Raw genomic sequence first — 20,095 nt, 5'->3', positions numbered from 1 at the left:
TATGAGCGCAATATGGGTAAATGGTAAAGCCAGTTCCAACGCACCTTATAAATCTAACGAGGTTATACAAACGGACGTACTGATCATTGGCGCAGGTCTGGCTGGTTTAAGTACCGCTCTCGCCTTGCCAACGACGCTAAATATTACCGTACTAAGTAAAGATGCACTTGAAGTTTGCTCAAGTCATTATGCCCAAGGTGGTATCGCGGCAAGTTTGCATGAAAACGACTCAGTAGTTGATCATGTGGCCGATACTTTGGTTGCTGGCGCAGGATTATGTGAAGCAAATAATACGGCAAGCATCCTTAGTGCAGGGCAGCAAGCGGTGCAATGGCTGTGCGAACAAGGCGTGCCCTTTACTCAGGTTCCGCAAGAGGATAGTGAGCAAAACCACAGCGCAAAACCTTTAACTGAGCTACAAACTAACGACTTACATTTAACCAAAGAAGGCGGTCATGGCTGTAGACGCGTTGCCCACGCTGATGATGCCACCGGTCGTCACGTGATGGAAGCCTTAACTTTAAAAGTACAAGCGGCATCCAATATCACACTATTGCCTTATCATGAAGCACTGAGCCTTTTAAAAAACAATGATAAACAATGCCAAGGTGCGCAAGTATTTGATCATAATATCCAACAGCAACTGACTTTCCATAGTCGCGCAGTCGTCTTAGCCAGTGGCGGTTTGGGGCAATTATTTAAACGAGCCAGCGCGCCCAATGTTTGTGTCGGTGATGGCGTTATGATGGCATGGCAAGCTGGTTGCCGTTTGGCAAATTTAGAATTTATCCAGTTTCATCCAACCGGTTTAGCATTGGGTGACAGTAGCTTTTTGATATCTGAAGCCCTGCGCGGTGAAGGTGGTCGATTATATTGCCCAAAAACTGGCAAACGCTTTATGCTGGATATTGATGCGCGCGCTGAACTTGCACCACGCGATATCGTTGCTCGTGCCATTGCCGAACAAATCAACGATAATGGGCTTGGCTACGTCAATCTAGATGTCAGTCATTTGCCAGCGGAATTTTTACAGCAACATTTTCCGCAAATTTATCAGACGCTATTAAACCTCGGCATCGATATCACTACCGATTCTATTCCGGTTGCGCCCACTGCGCATTATAGTTGCGGCGGCGTGGTCACTGATGCCAATGGTGTAACCGATGTGGCAGGGCTTTATGCAGCTGGCGAAGTTGCTTATACAGGCTTACACGGTGCCAATCGCTTGGCAAGTAATTCGTTGTTAGAGTGCGTGGTGGTTGGGCGTAATATCGCCGCTGAGTTACCTCGCTATTTAACCGTAATGGAAAAATTAGCGACTGCTTCCTATGATAAGAATGCAAAGAAGCCAGCTATTGATATATGGACACCGCCCATACTAAAAGAAACACAGCCCGTTAGATTATCTGCCGCCACTCTGCTGCCACTCGACACCTATCAGCATAACGAACTAAAGAATGGATTAAACAGTGATAGTGAGCTGACTGACATAACCGCCCAGCTCAAAGCATTAATGACCAATAACATGGGTATCAGTCGCAGTGCTGAGCAGTTAGAGCAAGCGCTGATAAAAATTGAGCAATGGCAACAACAGATAACCAACTATAAAGCCAATCATGGCAATATAAATAATGCGGACAGTTTTACGAACTCGAATCAGTTGGCCAGTTTTCAGTTAGCGCGGCAACTACAATTGGCGACTTTAATTGTTCAGTCTGCTTATCAACGCCTTGAAAGTCGCGGTGGGCATTATCGCAAGGATTATCCAAATTCAGCGGTATCGCCTAAGCCCAGCATCATTGAGCCATTATCAAATGGGCAAGAAGGTAGCATTACTTGTTTGCTTCAGCCTATAATCGAGCTCACAGAGGCTAGAGCAGCAAAAGCAGTTGCTTATATCTAATACCAAACCCAAAAAGTACGATTAGCCGTGTCAAACTCGTTTAGTCTATAGTGCGTAGCACTTGCACTCGTTTTCCTTGCTACTCTAATTTTTGTGAATGGTATAATAGCGATGTAGGATTATTGTTCTAGCCATTTCAAACACGGTTCATTACCGTTTCTACCTTTAAAAGTGCTGAATATATGGCTACTGATACACTATTTGTTATTGGTCTTATGATAGTAGTCAGTTTGACGTGGGGCACGCTGGCGATACCGCATTTTCGCAAGCGCCTGCCAAAGATTTATCTGATTGCCCGCTCTTGGTGGCTGATGTTAGCCGCGCTCTGCGTCTGTTATATGATTGCTAAAATAACCAATAACACCCAATACTTTCAATACGTTCAACTTCAGCCGCAAAATCCCACCCAAATCCAGTCATTATCGCACCCTTATCAATGGCTGCTTATCACGTTTTTTATATTAATCGGTCTGCGCGGTAGCTATGAGATCAAACGTTTATGGTGTATAGATAACAAATCACGGTTTATTCGCAAACTGCAAGCGCGCGGCTTGCAACCAAAAGCGATAGCTGATGAGAAAAACTTACAGTCAACCCACTCTTATGCTCGTCTAAATTTATTAGACCTGTTTTTTAGTGGTATCTTTATTTTATTAATAATTAGCCTTGTTACATTACAACAATTAACCTGGCAGCGTGAGCAATACGGTGTTTTATTGTTCGTGTTATTTGCTAGCCAGTTTAACGATATTGCGCAGTATTTATGTGGGCGATTGCTCGGACGCAAATTATTTAAGCGCGGTCTTGCGCCGAATATTAGCCCAAACAAAAGCATCGAAGGTGCTATTTTTGGTAGCTTTTTCGCGGCTCTATTGGCGTCGTTACTTGGTATTTGGCTAACCCCATTTGATTGGTGGCTAGGTTTATTGGCAGCCTATGGTTTGGCAGTGAGCGGTATCGCTGGCGATTTGTTAGAATCAGCCTTTAAACGCCAGCACGGGGTAAAAGATACAGGAACTTTACTTGCTGGGCATGGTGGCGTATTGGATAGAGTAGATAGTTTGCTGATTGGCGTGCCGCTGTTTACCTTATTGTATTGGCTACTTGGTTAAAGGTAATGCCGCTATATTGATAGCAAAAAACTATTTATTTTTATCCAACTTACTACGTAATATCCAATTCAGTAACGGCTTGGGTAAATGATTTAGTACACCAGTAATATAACGCATGGGACGTGGAAATATCGCCAGCTCAATATCATTGTCAATCGCTTGCATAATACGCTCAACTGCCGTTTGTGTGCTGATGATAAATGGCTTATGACTGGCATCGCCATCATTTAAATCACGCAGTGCTTGGGTATCGATATAGCCTGGAGCAATACAATTCACTTGGATATCATAAGGCGCTAGTGCCGCTCGATAAGCACTGGCAGCCGCAATCATCGCACGTTTGCTTTTGGCATAAAGGCTGGCATAAGGATAATCCATGATGCCAGCGATAGAGGCGATACAGATAAGGCTTGGTCTATGATTTTTGGTAAAACCCAGTGATTGATTCTGAAGATTTTCTTGATGCTTTAACTGCTCACTCGCCCACCTAAAAGTCTGTTCAAAGGCTTGAAAATTAATCGCTAGCATTTTATCGCTGTCTGCTTGATTTAGCTGATGCACACGCTCGTTTAGATAGCTTCCTGCACTATAAATCAGCCGTTGGAAAGTGATTTCTGATAAGCTATCTAATAATTTCTGTGTTTGAATATTATTCGTTAAATCACAGTTATAAGTCGTGATATCAGGATGCTTGCTGTTCACATGATTTATCTTTGAGACGCTATGACCGACAATACTCACTTGCCAGCCAAGCTGCTGATGATGGAGTGCCAATGCTAAACCAATACCACTCGTGCCACCTACAACAATAAGATGTGGAATGTCATTTGTAGAGCTAGCATCTAACCTAGTTTCTATAAGCGATGACTCTTTGATATTTGTCATAGACTTTGCTGCTGTATATAATCAGCCGTACGCTGATAGCCATACTGCCACTGCGCCTGCATTTGCTGTACAAAGCCGTCATAATCGCTGTGCATCAGCTCGATTGTCATTTGCTTCATATTAAAGCGCTTTTGCACGTGCTGCCCTGCCAACTGCTCGCCGTTATCCGCAAATGGCAACCAATGTAGTTGACTGCTACTCTCAAAATTATCTTGATATGACTCAGTACTTGGTAAAAAACCATGTACCTGTGCCAAACGCGCATTAGGGTCAAAACCAAACACGCGCTGAATAGCAGGAGCAGCGAGCCATGAATCATAACCTGCCTTGGTCTCTGCAAATACCGTTTCTGCCAATTGGCAAGCCAGCTCGATAGGAGTTAGGTTAATCACGCCACCCAAACACCAGCCAAGCTCCTCAATATACGTTGGCGGCAGATAATACATATCTGCCAGCGAAGCACGAATCACCGGCGCAAAATCCCACTGGGTCAAAACTTTAACAGACTGATGTATGCGTTCCTCAGCAAATACGTGCGCAGGTGATCGCATTTTTTTGTCAGTAAGTTCTGATAAAGAAGCCGTCAAACGTGGCGGTGCAAATAACAACTCTTGCAGCTTTAATGGATGGTTAGGCGAAATGCGAGTAGCAGACTTTTGATAAAGGCGGCTAGCGATAATAGCTATCTCTGGGGTATTTTTATTGGTTTCGCTATCGGTTCTATGATGGTCATTGCTACTAGTATCAAAACCAGATAGATCATCAAGCCATTGACTCTCGTCATCAATGCGAAACATCGCTAACTGTTGCAATTCATCTAATAACTGCTCGTAACTATCGGCTTGCTGCTGTTCTTGCCTTTTAGATAGTTGCCTTGATAAGCGCCAACGTTTGAATGCATGAGTCATATAACGTACTTTTAGACGCCTACTGGATTCATTTGGCGCGACATGCCTAATTGCAGCAATGACATGATACAACTCGCGGCTACACATCAATTGCTGCAAATCCTTAGGGTCAGGAGCGAGCTGTACTAGATAGGCTGATAAACTACCACCACAGGTACCAATGATAATATCTGGGGTCAAATCATGCGCCACTAGTGCCGCATAGCTGCCTAAATAATAACCAAAACGTGAGCCACCGCCTGAAAAAAGCTGCACACGCTGATAAGGCTTTATACTGTTATTACTCATCGATTATTCATCATTGGTCGTTGCTGTTTTAATGGCTAATGACACGGTAAAGATACCGAACTTATCGATACGCATCGCCACCTTTTTAAAGCCCGCACACTCAACCAATTGATCCATTTCAGCTTGTGAACGACAGCGCATCACCCAACTACTACCGCGATGATTATTTAAGGTTTTACTGATAAACTCCTGCTCAGGGTGCCACGGCTGATTGGTATAAATTAAATAGCCACCAGATTTTAAACTGTCATAAATACCTGTCAATGCCGTTGCTGGTAGCGTGTTGTCAGAAAATAACTCAAACACACCAGAGGCAATAGCGATATCAAATTTTGAATCGTCAAGACTTTTAATATTGCCACTCTTCTTCTGCGGGTTAGAATAACTGGCAGGGTCAAACGCATCTTTTTGACAAGTGATGACACGATTAGCAATCTCTAACTGCTCCGCTTTAGCTTGCAGTGCTTGAATATTATGACTTTCATAATCACGTAGCTCAGCATATAAGTTTTCAAACTCTGTTAATAAATCAAACGCATAAAAACCATGCCCACTAGCAATATCTAGTAGTTTTGGTTGAGTTGACTCATCAAGGCTGTTTTTATTAACTTGATTTTTATTAACTTGATTTTTATTAACTTGGTTTTTATTAACTTGGTTTTGATTAGATTGGTTTTGATTGGCAAGTTTAATATTGGCCAACGCTTCACGTGCCAGCTCTAATATATGCTCGCGGCGGATACGAATCCCTTGCCAGCCAATATTACTGAGATAAAACTTATCGACCGCCTGACCAAATTTATTCTGACCACTCGGCTGATTATAATAAACATGATCGAGCGAATGACCAGAGTCAAAACCATGCTCAAGTCCCGTCGCGATAGCGTCGCTAACATGACCGAATTTTTGCATGGCAAAACGCGTCAGCGCAAAGCTTGGATTAAAAGGCTTAATGGCTAAACGGTCAACCTTGTCTTTACTGGCACTATTAAGATGTGCTGTACGCAAATCAGGCGCTTTTACCTCCGTACTGAATACTTGCTCAGCAAAATCAATACAGTCGTCAAAGACATCGGCCTTATTGGTCTCATGAAAAATAGCATGATAGCTGTCTGGATATAGCTGCCAACGCTTATTAGTAGTATTAATCGCTTCATAAAAGTCACGCTCAGCTTGTTTATCAACCACATAGTCTTTACCTGCACACAATACAAAGGTTGGTACAGTAATAGCGCCCGCATCATCGAGCAAACGCTGTCCGGTCGCATGGGTATCAATAAGCAGATCGGTTGAGATACTGTTTGAGATAAGCGGATCGGCATTGTAGGCTTGCTGTGCTACTTTATCGTGGGTCAATACTTGCGCTTTGACATAACTACTGACGCGTGACATCAGACCTAGCGTACGCGCGACCTTTAACGACGGTATCGCAAACGGCATATACAAACGAATACGTAGCGCAGGTGTGCCGAGTATCATCCCGCGAATATTGGGCGCATAATCATGTATCCATGCTGCTGCTAGTACCGCACCGATACTACTGGCGACCATTAAAGTATCCTCAATCGCAATACCCGTTTGTCCAATAACCATGTGCACAAAATCGTTTAAATCGCGCTCAAGCTGGGTCACGCTTTCAGCATGATCCTTGATACCACCCGAGCGCCCATTGCCACGTGCATCCCATGCAAATACTTGATAGCCTGCCATGGCAAACTGTTGCCCAAGCTCTGCTAAGCGTCCCGAATGCTCATGACCACGATGTAATAAAACCACTTGGCGCTGTTGTGTATGTTGCTGCTTAGCTTTCTTTATCTCATCCAAAGGCATCGTTAGCCAGTAGCGGTAATAAATCGCCGTGCCATCATAAGCGTTATAGCAGCTTTCACCACTGATAATGGCTTGCTTAGGCAAATCGGTATCAGTGGTTATATACTTTGGTGCATCTTCATTATTTGTATTAATCGAGGGCATTATTTTGGACTCCAATAAGGAAGCTTTAACGGAATAATTGGGTGAAAAGGTATGAGAAGTAACATCGCTAAGTACAGCATGAAACGTATTTGACTGCTGCTTTGATAGTATATTTGATGTCTCTCTAAGCTCAGGCGGCTGACGCATTAAATATAAGTCTGCCATATAGCGTAAACGGTTCAGACAAGTTTTTATCAATAGCGCCTCGGTGAATAAGCATAACTGTCCTATTGTTGTAGAAGATAATGATAAAGGCGCTTTACTGCCTATAATTGCACCCAGTGTGCCTAATATAAAAGCCCGATCACTTTTACCTAACGGCCCTTGGTTTGCCCGAATCTTTAGAGCTGCATCACTGGTTATCGCCAATAGCTCGGTGCTAGTACTAAGTGCAATCAGGTTAATAATACGGCGCTGGTTTGAGAATACACCTCTTTCTAAAACTTGGGATGTGCTATTAGTAACATGAGGCATCAGACTGGCTAATAATGCCGTGTCTGCAATGAGATCTCCAGCCTCATTAAGTATCGCCCCAAGTTTTGACGCCTGCCCATGCTCACGCGCCATCATGCCATCGATGGCATTGAGTGCCATACGTATAAACAATGACGAAGGTAGTAGCAACCATAACGTCTGCTTTTCTGCTGCTGGCTTGGCAATCACATAAGCGGTTCCTACACTTAACAATACTGCTGACACCGTCACCTGATTAGCAGTGATATTTTGCTCGACCAACGTGTTACTTATTGGTCGCAATTGATCCTGAAACTGGGTCTTGAGCTGGTATAACGACATGATGCCCGCCAAATACATTGATTGTGTCAATGTAGCAACAAAAGTTGATCAGGTAAAGTATTAGAATTGGACTTAACGCAGCTTCAAAACTAATTCTAAGTCTTTTTTAAGTGATTTAAACAGAATCAAAACCAATATGTAATGTCATCACTACCATCCATTAAAATAATAATCATTAAGCAATAGCCTTGCATAATTTGCCATGAATATTATTTGTACATAACAGTATCGGTAGCCTGATATGTTACAATCCCCAGCTTCTTAGAAATGCCTTATTGAAAACATCTTTTAAAAAAACGCCGCGAGCCAATCACCATGCAAAGCATAGTTACTCTTGTTTTGGTATTAATGCCAATGTTTATTGGCTTTGCCATTCCTTCCAACCCTACTATGACTAAGCTTGCTGACAAAGGCCTATCTTATTTGATATTTATTATCTTAGCGCTGATTGGTATTGAGCTAGCACAAGTGGAAGGGCTTGGCAGCCAGATAGGCGAGATTGCGCTGTATGTCACTATACTATCGATATTGACGATTGGATCGGGCTTGTTTGCCCTCATGCTGTTTGACCGTCTGCGCCCATGGCACGCTAAAAAGCCCAGCGTCAAATCCAAAGAGCATCGCGTTAGTATTCGCGGTAGCCTCGCCCAAATCATTTGTGTGGCAATCGGCTTTGTGATTGGTTATTTCTTGCCAGCTGATTATATGCCACCTGAAAACACCATGACCGTGATGCTGATGATATTAATCTTGCTGGTGGGCATCGGGCTTAAAGGCTCGGGGATTACCTTAAAAGAAGTGCTGCTCAACAAACGAGGCGTTGAGATGAGTATTATCTTTACCCTAGCCGTGCTGGTTGGCGGGCTTATCTTTGCGGTGATATTTAGCGATGTCTCTTGGACTAAGGGTTTGGCACTGGCGTCAGGGTTTGGTTGGTATTCACTGTCGGCGATTATCATGACCGATGCTTATGGCGCTGTTTGGGGCAGTGTGGCGTTATTTAATGACTTGATTCGTGAATTTTTTGCGTTGATATTTATCCCTGTGTTTATGCGTAAATATCCGTCCGCTTCCGTCGGGCTTGGCGGTGCGACCAGCTTGGATTTTACTTTGCCAATTATTCAGCAATCTGGCGGTTTAAAAGTGGTGCCATTGGCGATTAGCTTTGGTTTTATTATTAATATTGTCGCACCAGTACTGATGGTGGTGTTTTCGGCGTTGGGGTAAATATAAGTTTTAACAGTAGATGGTGATTAAACTTCAAATACTGCCCTATTTAAACGGTTTGCAATGCTTGGCGTACTCACCATACCTTTGTATATCAGAATTATATTCAAGATTCATTAAATCTATCACTTCACTGCTCGCCATTAAAGTGGCTCGGCGCTGTTTTGCCTCAAGACCTTTCATATTAAGTGCGTTAAAACTAGGGTTTATATAATCTGTCTCTCTAACCAATAGTTTATTTGAACACTCATAAGTGCGGATACGCTTAGCATCAATATGATGTTGCAAGACTAACGTATTTTTGATGCTAAGGGCGCGATTGCGTGATAAAGAACCGAAACCAAAAGTCGCTACAGCATCTTCATCAATTTCATTTGTAGCTGCATGACCAAAAACAAAAACACTAGCTTCTGGATACTCATTGATTTTTTCTGCCATTTTTATAAACTCTGTATCATAAATATCAGGTAGTTGACTGCTCATAGGTAGAAAAAATCCCCTAAACTCCATTTCAAGTGCATCACCGCCCTCAATTATTATTTTACAACCTTTAGCATCGACCACTACGTTAGGCGGCGTTTCAGGGCATTCGTCTATAGCATCAAGCACACCATCGCCATCTGAATCAATTTCTGCTTGCATCGTCCTGATGTTTTCATATTGAGGTGTGGTTTTGGTCGGTACAATTTTGGTAGTCTGGCAGCCAGCTAACGTTATGAATGCTGCTAACAGCAATAACGTGCTATAGGTTTTAATGGTCATTATTACTCTCTCTTCATCCAGAATAATTTACCGCTTTATTTGTCATCATTTTCACACTTTTTAAAACGCTCAATATATTAAACCTCTTGCATAAGTCGTCGCTAGCCCTCGTAACTCTGTCAGTGACAGTCAATGAACTGGTACTTTCGCAAGAGGTCTATTATTCAACATTGCTAATAAGCGCATAAATACGCTGATTGAGCCAACTGTTTTCGGCGTCATTTGTCGCAATTGGGCGCTCTGATCCATAGTAAACGGTCTTAATACGATCAGGATCAATATTATGTTTCATGGTCATATAATTTTTAATCCCTTCCACACGGTATCTTGATAATGTTTGATTGGCGCTAGTTTCTTCACGCTTGGATATATGCCCTTCAACACGCATGACAGCGTCCAAATGATCTTGCATTTTTTTCCCTGCGTTATCTAGCTGTTCATAATACTCACTTTTTATCTCACTGCTATTTTCAGCATAATAGGCTCTAGCTTCCATCATAAATTCGTTTTCGCCAAAGAGTAAGGAATGCGGACAACCCCTTTCATCTATCACCACGTTATACGGAGTGCCTGGGCATTCGTCTATATCATCGAGTACGCCGTCACCATCTGAATCAGGAATATCTGGTATTAAGGTAATGATATTTTCATATTGAGGTGTGGTTTTGGGCGGTATAATTTCGGTAGTTTGGCAGCCTATTAGACCTATAGATGCGGTTAATAATAAAGCGCTATAGAGTTTAATATTCATGATCAATCTTCCTTAATTTAATCAAAGTATAATGCCTATTGAAAACTATAGCGCAAAATAGGTTTTAAGCTAAAGGCAACGCTTTATTCACCTGACAAGCACGGTCATGCCATTGTACAAAATCATCAATATTAGCGTGTGCTTTACTGTTATTGGCAACCTCTTTACCAATCATACTCTCGACATAATGGCACGCTCGATAGTTTTTAGCATAGTTATCATAGTCGGCAATCCACTGCTTACGTGCTTTTAACTCATCTTGACGTTGTTCAATGCTACGCTCTACATCTGTGTCCTCAAAACTAAACCAAAAGTCTTTCGCAGGAATATCTTTAGCCAAATTGTTATCTTCGACCTCATTCATACGCCACGGCTTGGCGGTGAGCCGCGCACGAAAGCAGTGCTGCACCTGACATAGACGCACGTAATTGGTATCCGCATGGAAATACGCAAACCATTCTTCGACCACGCTATCACTTGGCGATACAACATCGTGCGTTGCAATAATACGAAAGCCTGCGGGTGTTTGATATAAACGAAAAGACTCATTGGGATGACTGGTGATACGTTTTTTGATTAAATCCGTTATAAAAGGCAGCAATGAAGCGGCATCATCGGCATATTTTTGTGCGCGAGCTTTGTCTCTTACACTGGCTTGTTGCCATAAATAGGCAGTCGCACCAAACATTACTGTTAATAACCACAACCAAGATAATCCTAGCCAAGCGATGACACTGGCGATAAGTATAAAGACGATGACAAAAACCCAAACCTTCACTTTGGCTGATGGATTGCTTTGATTAACGAGGAAGGCAGGCATAAAGCCATGATGGTTATAATCATCAGGATAATTATGACGCAATAAATCATCATTATCGACATCGATAATTGCAATATTATCAACGTTGGCGACTTGTGCCCCATAGCTGTTACGCGTGACGATAAGCTGCGTCGCTACTGCGTTATTATTAGGCAATCCATCTTCTGGAAAAGAATGCTCGGAGATAATCTGTTCACGGATAGGAATGCCGTTGCTTGCGTTATATTCCTCCCTGCGTTCGCGGCGTAAGATATCTTCACCTGCCAGCCAGCACTTATGCACCTCATCCACTCGCGCTTTGGCATGAGTTAACGCCGCACTTTGACTAATATCTGACCAACCATAACGTTTGATAGTTGCTTGCTTGGAGGGTTTATTAGGCGTCTCGCGCAATTCAAAGCGCTGTTTGTATTGCGCCCAGTATTTAGGGATGAGCATGTGGTTTGCCTTTAGATTTTGCAAATAAGAAAAAAATTAGGGTTTACTAAGTTTATATAACTTAAGTTATTTTATATGGTACTATATATACCAATATGACCGTCACCTCTGCTTTTGCAAGTGGCGGTTCTCTATTTCTAGCTTCTCATCAGCATCAGTTCATACTATTGCCACAACCTCCAATCTTCTAAGCTTGTCATTAAACCAAAATCTTTAAGCTTAACCATATCATCAGGTACAGCAGGAAACTCGTTCAATAAACTTTTAAAACGTTGATTCCAACTCGAACGAGGACAAATTACCTTTAACATATGCTGCATAATACAAAAATAAAAGAACGGTTTATAGTTGACTAGTTTTGACCATTTACTGTCGAAACTAATGGGAGCGAATGGTCAATAATTGATAAAAACTTGATTTAAAATTTAACGCAGATACCATCTTTTAAATTGATAGGATACTCATTATCAGGTTCAGTTAATAAACCATAGACCCGACGATTAAAAGACCTACCCTCATCAGTATCATTGGGTGCGATGGGCGCTCTAGCCTCACAATTTAAAGTCATTAATCGACTCGATTCTATACCATGCTTTAATAAAAGATAGTTTTTGATTATCAGTGCTCTATTTTTAGGTAATGAGCTTAACTCTTTATTATTTTCATCCTCTGAAATATGCGCTTCAATCTTAAAAATAGCGGTATCATATTCTTTCATTCTTGCCGCTACTTTATCCAGTTCAACCTGATATTTAGATGTTAGTTCACTGCTACCTTTAGCAAAAAAGGCACGATACTCCATCTTTAGACTCATATCAGGTCCCATAATGAGGTGACAGCCCCTGTCATCCACTACTACATTACCTTTCATTTTTGTATTTGGACATTGATCTAATTCATCAGGCACGCCATCGCCGTCGCTATCTAAACTAACCATAACCGTTGGCATGTTGATAGTTTGGTGGTGTTCTAAAAAGTATGCTGGCATCAGACGTAGCCATAATTGATGTAAAAGAACACCATATCAAACACTTTGAAGTGATTATCGAGCTTCTTAGAGAAGCAACAAGTCTTTCTAACCGCTCGTCTTAATCGGTGTCTAAGGCGACAGTTATTACCCTCTATACCTATGGTATGCTGTTTGCCAACCTGTTTGTGATCACCTTTAAAGGCGGTTTTAAAGCTATCCCAGTTGTCCATACTGATAGAGCCATAGCTTACTTTAAGTTGCTTTAAACGTGCTCTTAGCTTCTTAGCTGTTTTTAAGTCACGTTTGCCCCAGACATAAGCGACAATCTCATTAGTAGCACGGTCATAAGCGTAGATGAGCCAGACTTTACGCTTCTTGCGATACACGTAAGTCCAGAACTCATCAACCTCTAAGCGTTCATAGTAGCGCTTCTTAGGCGCGATCTTATAAACAGATGAGCCTATGGTGCCCAATACTTTACCGATACTGACTGAGGCTATAATAGCTATGTCTCTAACACCGCAACCTCTCACCGTCATTAGCCGTATGATGTCTTCTATTTTAGAGTGACAGCCCTTATAAGTTAAGGCATGGTCACCAATGAATTGACGTTTGCAGTCCTTGCATTGGTAGTTCTGCTTGCCATAGCTTTTTATGCCGTTTTTCTTTAAACTGGGACTGTGACAGTCGGGGCAGCTGATATCTATTTGTGTCTTCATAACCTCAAATATATCATCTTGCTTTGGCTGTCACCCTCCTTTAATCTCCTCAGCATACTTTCTGATACACCACCGATAGTTTTACTTTTTTGCTTAGACAAATCAGCCGTTTGGCAACCTGTTAGTGCTAATGCACTTATCATAATTGACGCTATTGTCCATAATTTAACGTTCATATTTTACGCTTCCGTAAGTTAAAGCTATCCTTAAACCCCACTCGCCTGCTTCGCAAACAAGCGCATCAAGGGTTTGATTTTGCTCACGCGATACATGCCTTCATTACGGATTTGTTGAATAGGACGCAGTTGAGCCAGCGAGCCAGCGAACAGCCAGTTCAGCGCCGAAAAGCTGTGCATCATCAGACTATTATGTGGGCGGCGCAGGCGCTCGTAGCTACGCAAAGTTTGATTGGCTCCCCACAACTTATTGCCACTACGCGCATAATCATGGGTCAGTTGTTCGCTTAATGCCTTCACATCGAGCATACCCAAATTCAGCCCTTGCCCAGCGAGTGGATGGACGCCGTGTGCCGCATCACCGATTAATACTAAGTTATCCGCCACATAGCTTTTCGCTTGCTGTGCGGCTAACGGGAAGCTAGCGATTGATTCAATTTTTTGGATAGCGCCAAGCTCATAATTACTGGCAGCAGCGAGTTTATCAGCGATGTATCTTGGGTGTTCTGCTATCAATGCCAATGCTTGATTGCGTGGTAGTGTCCAAACGATTGATTGCCAATGCTGTGGATTTGCTTTGTCTTCATCGGTAATATCTGCTAATGGCAATAGCGCCAGCGTGCCAGTCGGTAGCATGGCTTGTCGAGCAGTTGCTTGGTGCGGTTTGTCGGTTTGAATCGCACAACAAATTGCGGTTTGCTTATAATCGAGTGTATCTAGCTCAATACCTGCCTGCTTGCGCACAAATGAGCCGCGACCGTCAGCGCCGACTACTAAACGCGCATCAATCACGCTACCGTTCTCTAACGTCACACGATAGCCTTGCTGACTACCAATCCAATCCATATCGACAACCTTTTGGCCATCGATGACGGTTAAATATTGACTGACATCATGTGCTGATAAACGCTGCCATAATGCGTATTCGATAACTGCAGGCTCCACCATGCTACCAAGCATTTTTGGCGAAGTATTTTTCTCACTATTATTAGTAGAATCATTACTATCACCAAATAACAGCTCGCCCATACCATTTAATTGCCAAACCTGCATTTGCGAGTAATCAGCTTTACGCTCTGAGGCTGCGATCTTCTGCCAAGTACCCACCTCTTTAAGCAGACCAATACTGGCAAGGCTCAAGGCATAAACACGCGCATCGCGTTGCCCAAGCACTTGCTGCCAATCTGCTTCGCTACGTCCAGGTCGCGCATCAATCAGCGTTACCGGTTTATTATCTTGTGCCAGTTTAAGGGCAAGCGTTGCACCGACGATACCGCCACCGATGATGAGCGTATGGTTATTTTTCATAAAACATCCTTAAATTTAACAGCTATTAATAACTCACTTTCAGCTATCTAATTTTATGGTTGTAAGCTAGGTTTTTAACCCACAATTTTACCTTTGCGAAGTTTGAAAGCTAGGTATTCAAACTAAAGACTAAGATTTTAAGCCCATCGCATAGTTTGCAATTAACGGCTTAATATTGGGCAGTTTATCAAAGGCAACCAAGGCCACGTTACGTGCCAGCTTCACCGCTGGATTTGGATGGGTAAAACCATGTACCACCGCATCACAGAAGCGAATGACACGTTTTTGGTCGGTTTGACGGGCTTTTTCATAACGCTTGAGTAAGGTAGGATTACCGATATCCGCACCCTTCATCACTTGCGCACTCATCATCTGCGCCAGCACATGCGCATCGCGCATACAGAGGTTAAAGCCTTGACCAGCTACCGGATGTAAAGTATGTGCCGCGTTACCCATAATAACGCAGCGACCATCGACCTGCTTGTCCGCCAGCACCCGGGTCAATGGATAAGCACCGCGGCGACCTGCTTTTTTAAACGTGCCAGCGCGCTCGCCAAAGGCTTGCTGCAAGGTTGCTAAAAAATGGGCATCATCTTCTAGATATTGCGTCTCTTCACCCGTTGGACAGACCCAAACTACTGAACGTCTATAACCCGTTTGATAGTCGTCATTGCCGTCGCCTTCTGGATCGGTCAATGGCAACACCGCCAGTGGCCCTGCTGGGCTAAAACGCTCAATCGCATTATGCTCATGAGGCTGATCCGTCTCAACCACACCAACGATAGCCGTCTGCTTATAATCATAAGTCGTCGTACCAATATCTAATAACTGACGCACAGTAGAGTCGCGACCATCACAAGCCACTAAAACGCTGCCTTGCAATTGCTGCTCATGCTCTTCTTCGCCATAGTAGCTAAAACTTAGGGTCACGCTGTCGCTTTGCTGATCAACGGCGATCACATCGGCATTATCAATCAGGGTAATCAACGGCTCTTGTTGGGCAGCCAGTAGCAACTTACGTCCAAGCCAGGCGTTTTCCATCACTTGTCCAAACGACTCGACCTGCTCCTCGGCTTTATTTAACTGCGCGCGTCCAAAGCTACCTTGTTCGCTGATTCTAACCGCATCGATTCGGCAGGCATGGCTTTTCAGCTCAGCCCACAGCCCAATCTCTTGATAAATCTGTACCGTACGCCGTGATAAGGCGGTATTACGGCTGTCTAAGTAGTGACTACGTTGACTGTCATCGCTTGGACTGATGGTCGGATAGCTGTTTTTTTCCAGCAAAGTACTGGCGATACCATGATGTGCCAATAGCAAAGCAAACGACAAACCCACATGTCCGCCACCAGCAATCAGTACCTGCTGCTCAGTCATAGCAGAGAGTTTAGTCTGGTTAGATTTTGACAAATTTGACTCAGTATTTTGCATCGTTATTATTCCTATAATTTCCTGTTTAGCACGCTTTTATACGTGGTTAGTACCTATTCAAAAACTTTACACTTTTAGAAAATCACTCATGTTTTTATAGTTTTCAGCCCAGTTGTTATTGCTCTATTATCTAAGCCATAGATTACCACAAATTGCTTATCATTCTGTGGTCTTGACGGTATCCATAGCGGTTATATCTAGTGGCTATATCTAATTCTTGCGGCTTTACTTTTGCGGTGCATTGGCAGTCGTTGCAATCACCATACAAAAACAAAGCCGTGCATACATCTATATAGCTTGAATTTTAAAAACTATCTACCATAATGAAGGCAGGACATTGACTTATGGTTATTCATATTTCAATCATAACTTTTAAAGATAGCTTTTAAAGACAACTTTTAAAAATAACTGTGCCGCTATTTTATCTCTGCAATTGAAAAGCAATCAACACTATCTAAAACCAATAAAAGAAAACCAACTATTTTATCTCTGAAGCCCGTAAATCTATAGCACTTTAACAACTGAGTAATAGAATTTTCACAATGACATCGGGCAACCAATACAAGGATAATCGCTTGACTGATTCCATGATCCGCCGTATAAAGTTTGAAACACTGACCCCAACACAGCTTAAAACCGTGCTTGGTGAATACAATAATCACATGAAATATATCCAAGAACGTCTCGATATTAAAATTAGCCAACGCCGAGGCGACTTTTGTCTGAGTGGCGATATATTGGGTGTTGAGCGTGGTGAACGTATTATTTATAAGCTGGTCGACGAGGCACAAAACACCAAAGATATCAGTCCAGAAGAGCTACACCTCATTATTCAATCGAGTATCTCACGTGATGAGGATATGGAAAATGATGAGCAAGTGGCTAATGACGAGGATGATTTAGACTCAGCAAGTGACTTTACGCCGATTAGTCTACGCACGCGTAATGGCAAAATCATTCCACGTGGTGGCAACCAACAGCGTTATGTCAAAAACGTGCTGAGCTCTGATGTGTCGTTTGGTATCGGGCCTGCGGGTACGGGTAAGACCTATCTTGCCGTTGCTTGTGCCGTTGATATGCTTGAGCGTAACGAGATTGAGCGCATTTTGCTGGTACGCCCTGCGGTAGAAGCAGGCGAAAAGCTGGGGTTTTTACCGGGAGATCTAACCCAAAAAATCGACCCGTACTTACGTCCTCTATATGATGCGCTGTATGAAATGATTGGCTTTGAGAAAGTCGGAAAAATGCTTGAGCGTCAGGTTATCGAAATCGCCCCACTTGCCTATATGCGTGGTCGTACGTTGAATAACTCATTTGTGATTTTGGATGAAGCACAAAACACCACACCTGAGCAGATGAAAATGTTTTTGACCCGCTTGGGCTTTGGCTCACGAGCCGTTATTACTGGTGATATTAGCCAAGTCGATTTGCCACGTGGTACTAAATCAGGTCTGGCACAAGCGATGGATATCTTAAGCGGCATCGAAGAAATTCATATTACCAAGTTTGATTCAAAAGACGTCGTGCGCCACCAATTGGTACAAAAAATCGTCGAAGCTTATGATGTATTTGATGAAGAGCAGTTGGCATTACAAGAAAAACGTAAGTTTGAGCGCATGAAAGAACAAGAGCGCAAACAAGCCGTCGCTGATGCGGCAGCCAAGCTGTAACTTATCTCAATATACCTATGTTAAAAGAAGAAAACCGGATTTTATATCCGGTTTTTTTCTGTTAGATACTTTTTATTAGATATATATAGTCAATGAACAGTAAAACTAGTACAGCTGTATCAGTATGCTATTGGTATAAATTTTTCTGGCGTGCTGCATACGCAGAGGCTGCGTAAAATTCATCCCAATAGCACTGTAGTAATTCTAAGTCTTTTGACTATAATTCTTATTAAATAGCTTTTAAATAAGCAGAAAAACACAAGGATTATGCTATGAGCCAAACCAACGATAATGAAGAAAATTTAGATACACTCGACATCAGTGCCAGTAATAGCATTGATGACGAGACACTCGATGTTTTCTATCACCGCGAGCAATTACAGTCAGTACTGATGGCGACGTTAGCTTATATCGATAGGCAGTTAGAGAAGGGTCTGACATTACCCTACTTTGCAGGTATAGATGCCGAGTTATGGCAAGAAAAGCTTAAAGCGCTCGATATCTATATTACCGATGAGAATGAAGGGCGCGAGCTTAATTTGGAAGCGCGTGGCAAAGATTATGCGACCAACATTTTATCTTATCCCAGTGACTTGCCTGCTGCCATCATCGAGCTGATGCCAACACTACCACTTGGCGAGCTTATTATTTGTCATGACGTAATGGTACGTGAAGCGGCAGAGCAAGGAAAAACAGTGCCGCAGCACATTAGCCATTTATTAACCCACGGCATACTGCATCTATTGGGTTTTGATCATGAGCTCGGGCAGGCTGAGCAAGATGAAATGGAAGCCTTTGAAGTTGATATTTTGGCAGGCTTAAACCTACCAAACCCTTATATAGTCGATTCCAAATAAAACAGATACGTTATATTCCAACGCGGAACTGGTATAAATTTTTCTGGCTTGCTGCGCCTACGCCGACAGAGGCCGCGTAAAATTCATCCCATTCCCGCTGTATCGTTTTAACACTGAATGCACTATATTTAGTCTTTACTTAGCGGCAGTGTCTGTGATTTATCTGCATTATTAACCAGCTGCTCCAACCCTTTAACATGGACACTGCGCTGCGGGAATGGAATGTCGATTTCGTGATCTTCTAGTGCGTATTTAAACGACTCAAGTAAATCACAATTCATCGACCACCAATCGTTATTAGTGGTCCAAACGTTTAAGGTCAAATCAACTGAATTTTCCCCTAAGTTCGTCACACGGACGATAGGTTCAGGGTCAGTGAAAGCCATCTCATTATCATTGGCTAATTTCAGCATGATGTTTTTGGCAGTTTTGATATCAGCATCGTAACCAATACGAATGGTCATATCTACGCGGCGGTTGGGCAGTGCTGTATAATTGAGCACAGCCGACGTCGAGACATCGCTATTGGGAATGATGATATCGTGATTATTTATCGTCGTCAGATGGGTATTGACTAAGGTAATCTCCGTAACGGTGCCGGTATAGCTACTAATTTGTACATAATCACCACGTACAAACGGCCGAAAGGTAATGATCATAATGCCAGCTGCAAAATTAGACAGCTGATCTTTGAGTGATAAACCAATAGCAACCGCACCACCACCCAAGATGGCAACCACTGAAGTGGTTTGCACCCCGACTTTGCTAAGAGCGGCTAAAATCACAATGACGAGCAACACGCCATATATCAAGCGTCCTAAAAAGTTCGCCACCGTGTCATCTAAGCGGCTACGCAGCATGACCTTATGAGCCATGCCTACTGCTTTTTTGGCAAACCAGCGCCCTACAATGAATATTAGTAACGCTAACGCCACTTTGATTGCCAAACCTATTGCATTACTGGTTAATGTGGCAACATCAATGGTAAAACCTAAAAATTCCATACTGACTCTTTATTTTATAGCTGTGTGTTGTATTTGTTTGTTTTGACTTCCTCCCCTCCCTAAACGGAGGGGATTCCTACCGCTAGACGCTCAAGCC

16 protein-coding genes are annotated in these 20,095 nt (G+C 42.8%); 5 read left to right on the top strand and 11 right to left on the bottom strand.

Going from position 1 to position 20,095, the window contains the following annotated elements:
* The first annotated feature begins 1 nt into the window (after position 1).
* Positions 2 to 1,903 (top strand): L-aspartate oxidase, encoded by a 1,902-nt coding sequence (gene nadB, locus EI162_RS07775; RefSeq protein WP_192523809.1) that lies wholly within the window; start codon positions 2 to 4, stop codon positions 1,901 to 1,903.
* A 182-nt stretch (positions 1,904 to 2,085) separates the two neighbouring features.
* Positions 2,086 to 3,015, top strand: a complete 930-nt coding sequence (locus tag EI162_RS07770) for a phosphatidate cytidylyltransferase (protein ID WP_192523808.1) — start codon at positions 2,086 to 2,088, stop codon at positions 3,013 to 3,015.
* Positions 3,016 to 3,045: 30 nt separating this feature from the next.
* Here the strand turns inward: EI162_RS07770 and EI162_RS07765 are convergent, their stop codons facing one another.
* Genes EI162_RS07765 through EI162_RS07755 form a run of 3 tightly spaced genes read right to left on the bottom strand, consistent with a single transcriptional unit; the run spans position 3,046 to position 7,865 of the window.
* A complete protein-coding gene (locus EI162_RS07765; protein WP_192523807.1) occupies positions 3,046 to 3,900 on the bottom strand; it encodes an SDR family NAD(P)-dependent oxidoreductase in 855 nt (284 codons plus the stop codon).
* Positions 3,897 to 5,096 carry a patatin-like phospholipase family protein gene (locus tag EI162_RS07760; protein ID WP_192523806.1) on the bottom strand — a complete coding sequence of 400 codons (1,200 nt, stop codon included), beginning with the start codon at positions 5,094 to 5,096 and terminating at the stop codon, positions 3,897 to 3,899. Before EI162_RS07760 ends, EI162_RS07765 begins: the two co-directional genes overlap by 4 nt.
* 3 nt (positions 5,097 to 5,099) lie before the next feature.
* On the bottom strand, positions 5,100 to 7,865 hold the full coding sequence (locus tag EI162_RS07755) for an alpha/beta fold hydrolase (protein WP_192523805.1): 2,766 nt from the start codon (positions 7,863 to 7,865) through the stop codon (positions 5,100 to 5,102).
* A 315-nt stretch (positions 7,866 to 8,180) separates the two neighbouring features.
* Here EI162_RS07755 and EI162_RS07750 point away from each other — a divergent pair, with 315 nt between their 5' ends.
* A complete protein-coding gene (locus EI162_RS07750) occupies positions 8,181 to 9,092 on the top strand; it encodes a lysine exporter LysO family protein (protein WP_192523804.1) in 912 nt (303 codons plus the stop codon).
* Between the two features lie 45 nt (positions 9,093 to 9,137).
* On the opposite strand, the gene EI162_RS07745 is transcribed toward EI162_RS07750, so the two are convergent.
* The 7 genes from EI162_RS07745 to EI162_RS07715 form a co-directional block, all read right to left on the bottom strand.
* Complete coding sequence (locus EI162_RS07745) at positions 9,138 to 9,734, bottom strand: OmpA family protein (RefSeq protein WP_192523803.1); 597 nt, start codon at positions 9,732 to 9,734, stop codon at positions 9,138 to 9,140.
* Positions 9,735 to 10,014: 280 nt separating this feature from the next.
* The gene (locus EI162_RS07740) at positions 10,015 to 10,605 is read right to left on the bottom strand and encodes an OmpA family protein (protein WP_192523802.1); all 591 of its coding nucleotides are present in this window, start codon (positions 10,603 to 10,605) and stop codon (positions 10,015 to 10,017) included.
* 64 nt (positions 10,606 to 10,669) lie between these two features.
* Positions 10,670 to 11,863, bottom strand: coding sequence for a hypothetical protein (locus tag EI162_RS07735; protein WP_192523801.1), 1,194 nt, complete (start codon positions 11,861 to 11,863; stop codon positions 10,670 to 10,672).
* A gap of 418 nt (positions 11,864 to 12,281) precedes the next feature.
* On the bottom strand, positions 12,282 to 12,851 hold the full coding sequence (locus EI162_RS07730) for an OmpA family protein (RefSeq protein ID WP_192523800.1): 570 nt from the start codon (positions 12,849 to 12,851) through the stop codon (positions 12,282 to 12,284).
* Entirely contained in the window at positions 12,851 to 13,552 is a 702-nt protein-coding gene (locus EI162_RS07725; RefSeq protein ID WP_192523799.1) for an IS1 family transposase, read from the bottom strand. Before EI162_RS07725 ends, EI162_RS07730 begins: the two co-directional genes overlap by 1 nt.
* Before the next feature lie 206 nt (positions 13,553 to 13,758).
* Entirely contained in the window at positions 13,759 to 15,036 is a 1,278-nt protein-coding gene (locus EI162_RS07720) for an FAD-dependent oxidoreductase (RefSeq protein WP_192523798.1), read from the bottom strand.
* Between the two features lie 129 nt (positions 15,037 to 15,165).
* Positions 15,166 to 16,467 (bottom strand): FAD-dependent monooxygenase, encoded by a 1,302-nt coding sequence (locus tag EI162_RS07715; RefSeq protein ID WP_192523797.1) that lies wholly within the window; start codon positions 16,465 to 16,467, stop codon positions 15,166 to 15,168.
* Between the two features lie 587 nt (positions 16,468 to 17,054).
* Here EI162_RS07715 and EI162_RS07710 point away from each other — a divergent pair.
* Together EI162_RS07710 and ybeY are read left to right on the top strand one after the other, a co-directional pair.
* Positions 17,055 to 18,137 (top strand): PhoH family protein, encoded by a 1,083-nt coding sequence (locus EI162_RS07710; RefSeq protein ID WP_192523816.1) that lies wholly within the window; start codon positions 17,055 to 17,057, stop codon positions 18,135 to 18,137.
* A 272-nt stretch (positions 18,138 to 18,409) separates the two neighbouring features.
* Positions 18,410 to 18,994: an rRNA maturation RNase YbeY gene (ybeY, locus tag EI162_RS07705; RefSeq protein ID WP_192523796.1), complete on the top strand. Its 585-nt coding sequence runs from the start codon at positions 18,410 to 18,412 to the stop codon at positions 18,992 to 18,994.
* A gap of 128 nt (positions 18,995 to 19,122) precedes the next feature.
* On the opposite strand, the gene EI162_RS07700 is transcribed toward ybeY, so the two are convergent.
* A complete protein-coding gene (locus EI162_RS07700; RefSeq protein ID WP_192523795.1) occupies positions 19,123 to 19,998 on the bottom strand; it encodes a mechanosensitive ion channel family protein in 876 nt (291 codons plus the stop codon).
* Between the last annotated feature and the right edge of the window lie 97 nt (positions 19,999 to 20,095).

Source organism: Psychrobacter sp. FME6 (assembly GCF_014861365.1).
In the GTDB taxonomy this organism is placed as follows: Bacteria; Pseudomonadota; Gammaproteobacteria; order Pseudomonadales; family Moraxellaceae; genus Psychrobacter.
Note: the sequence above shows the minus strand (reverse complement) of the source record. Positions and strands in the feature narration are given on the sequence as shown.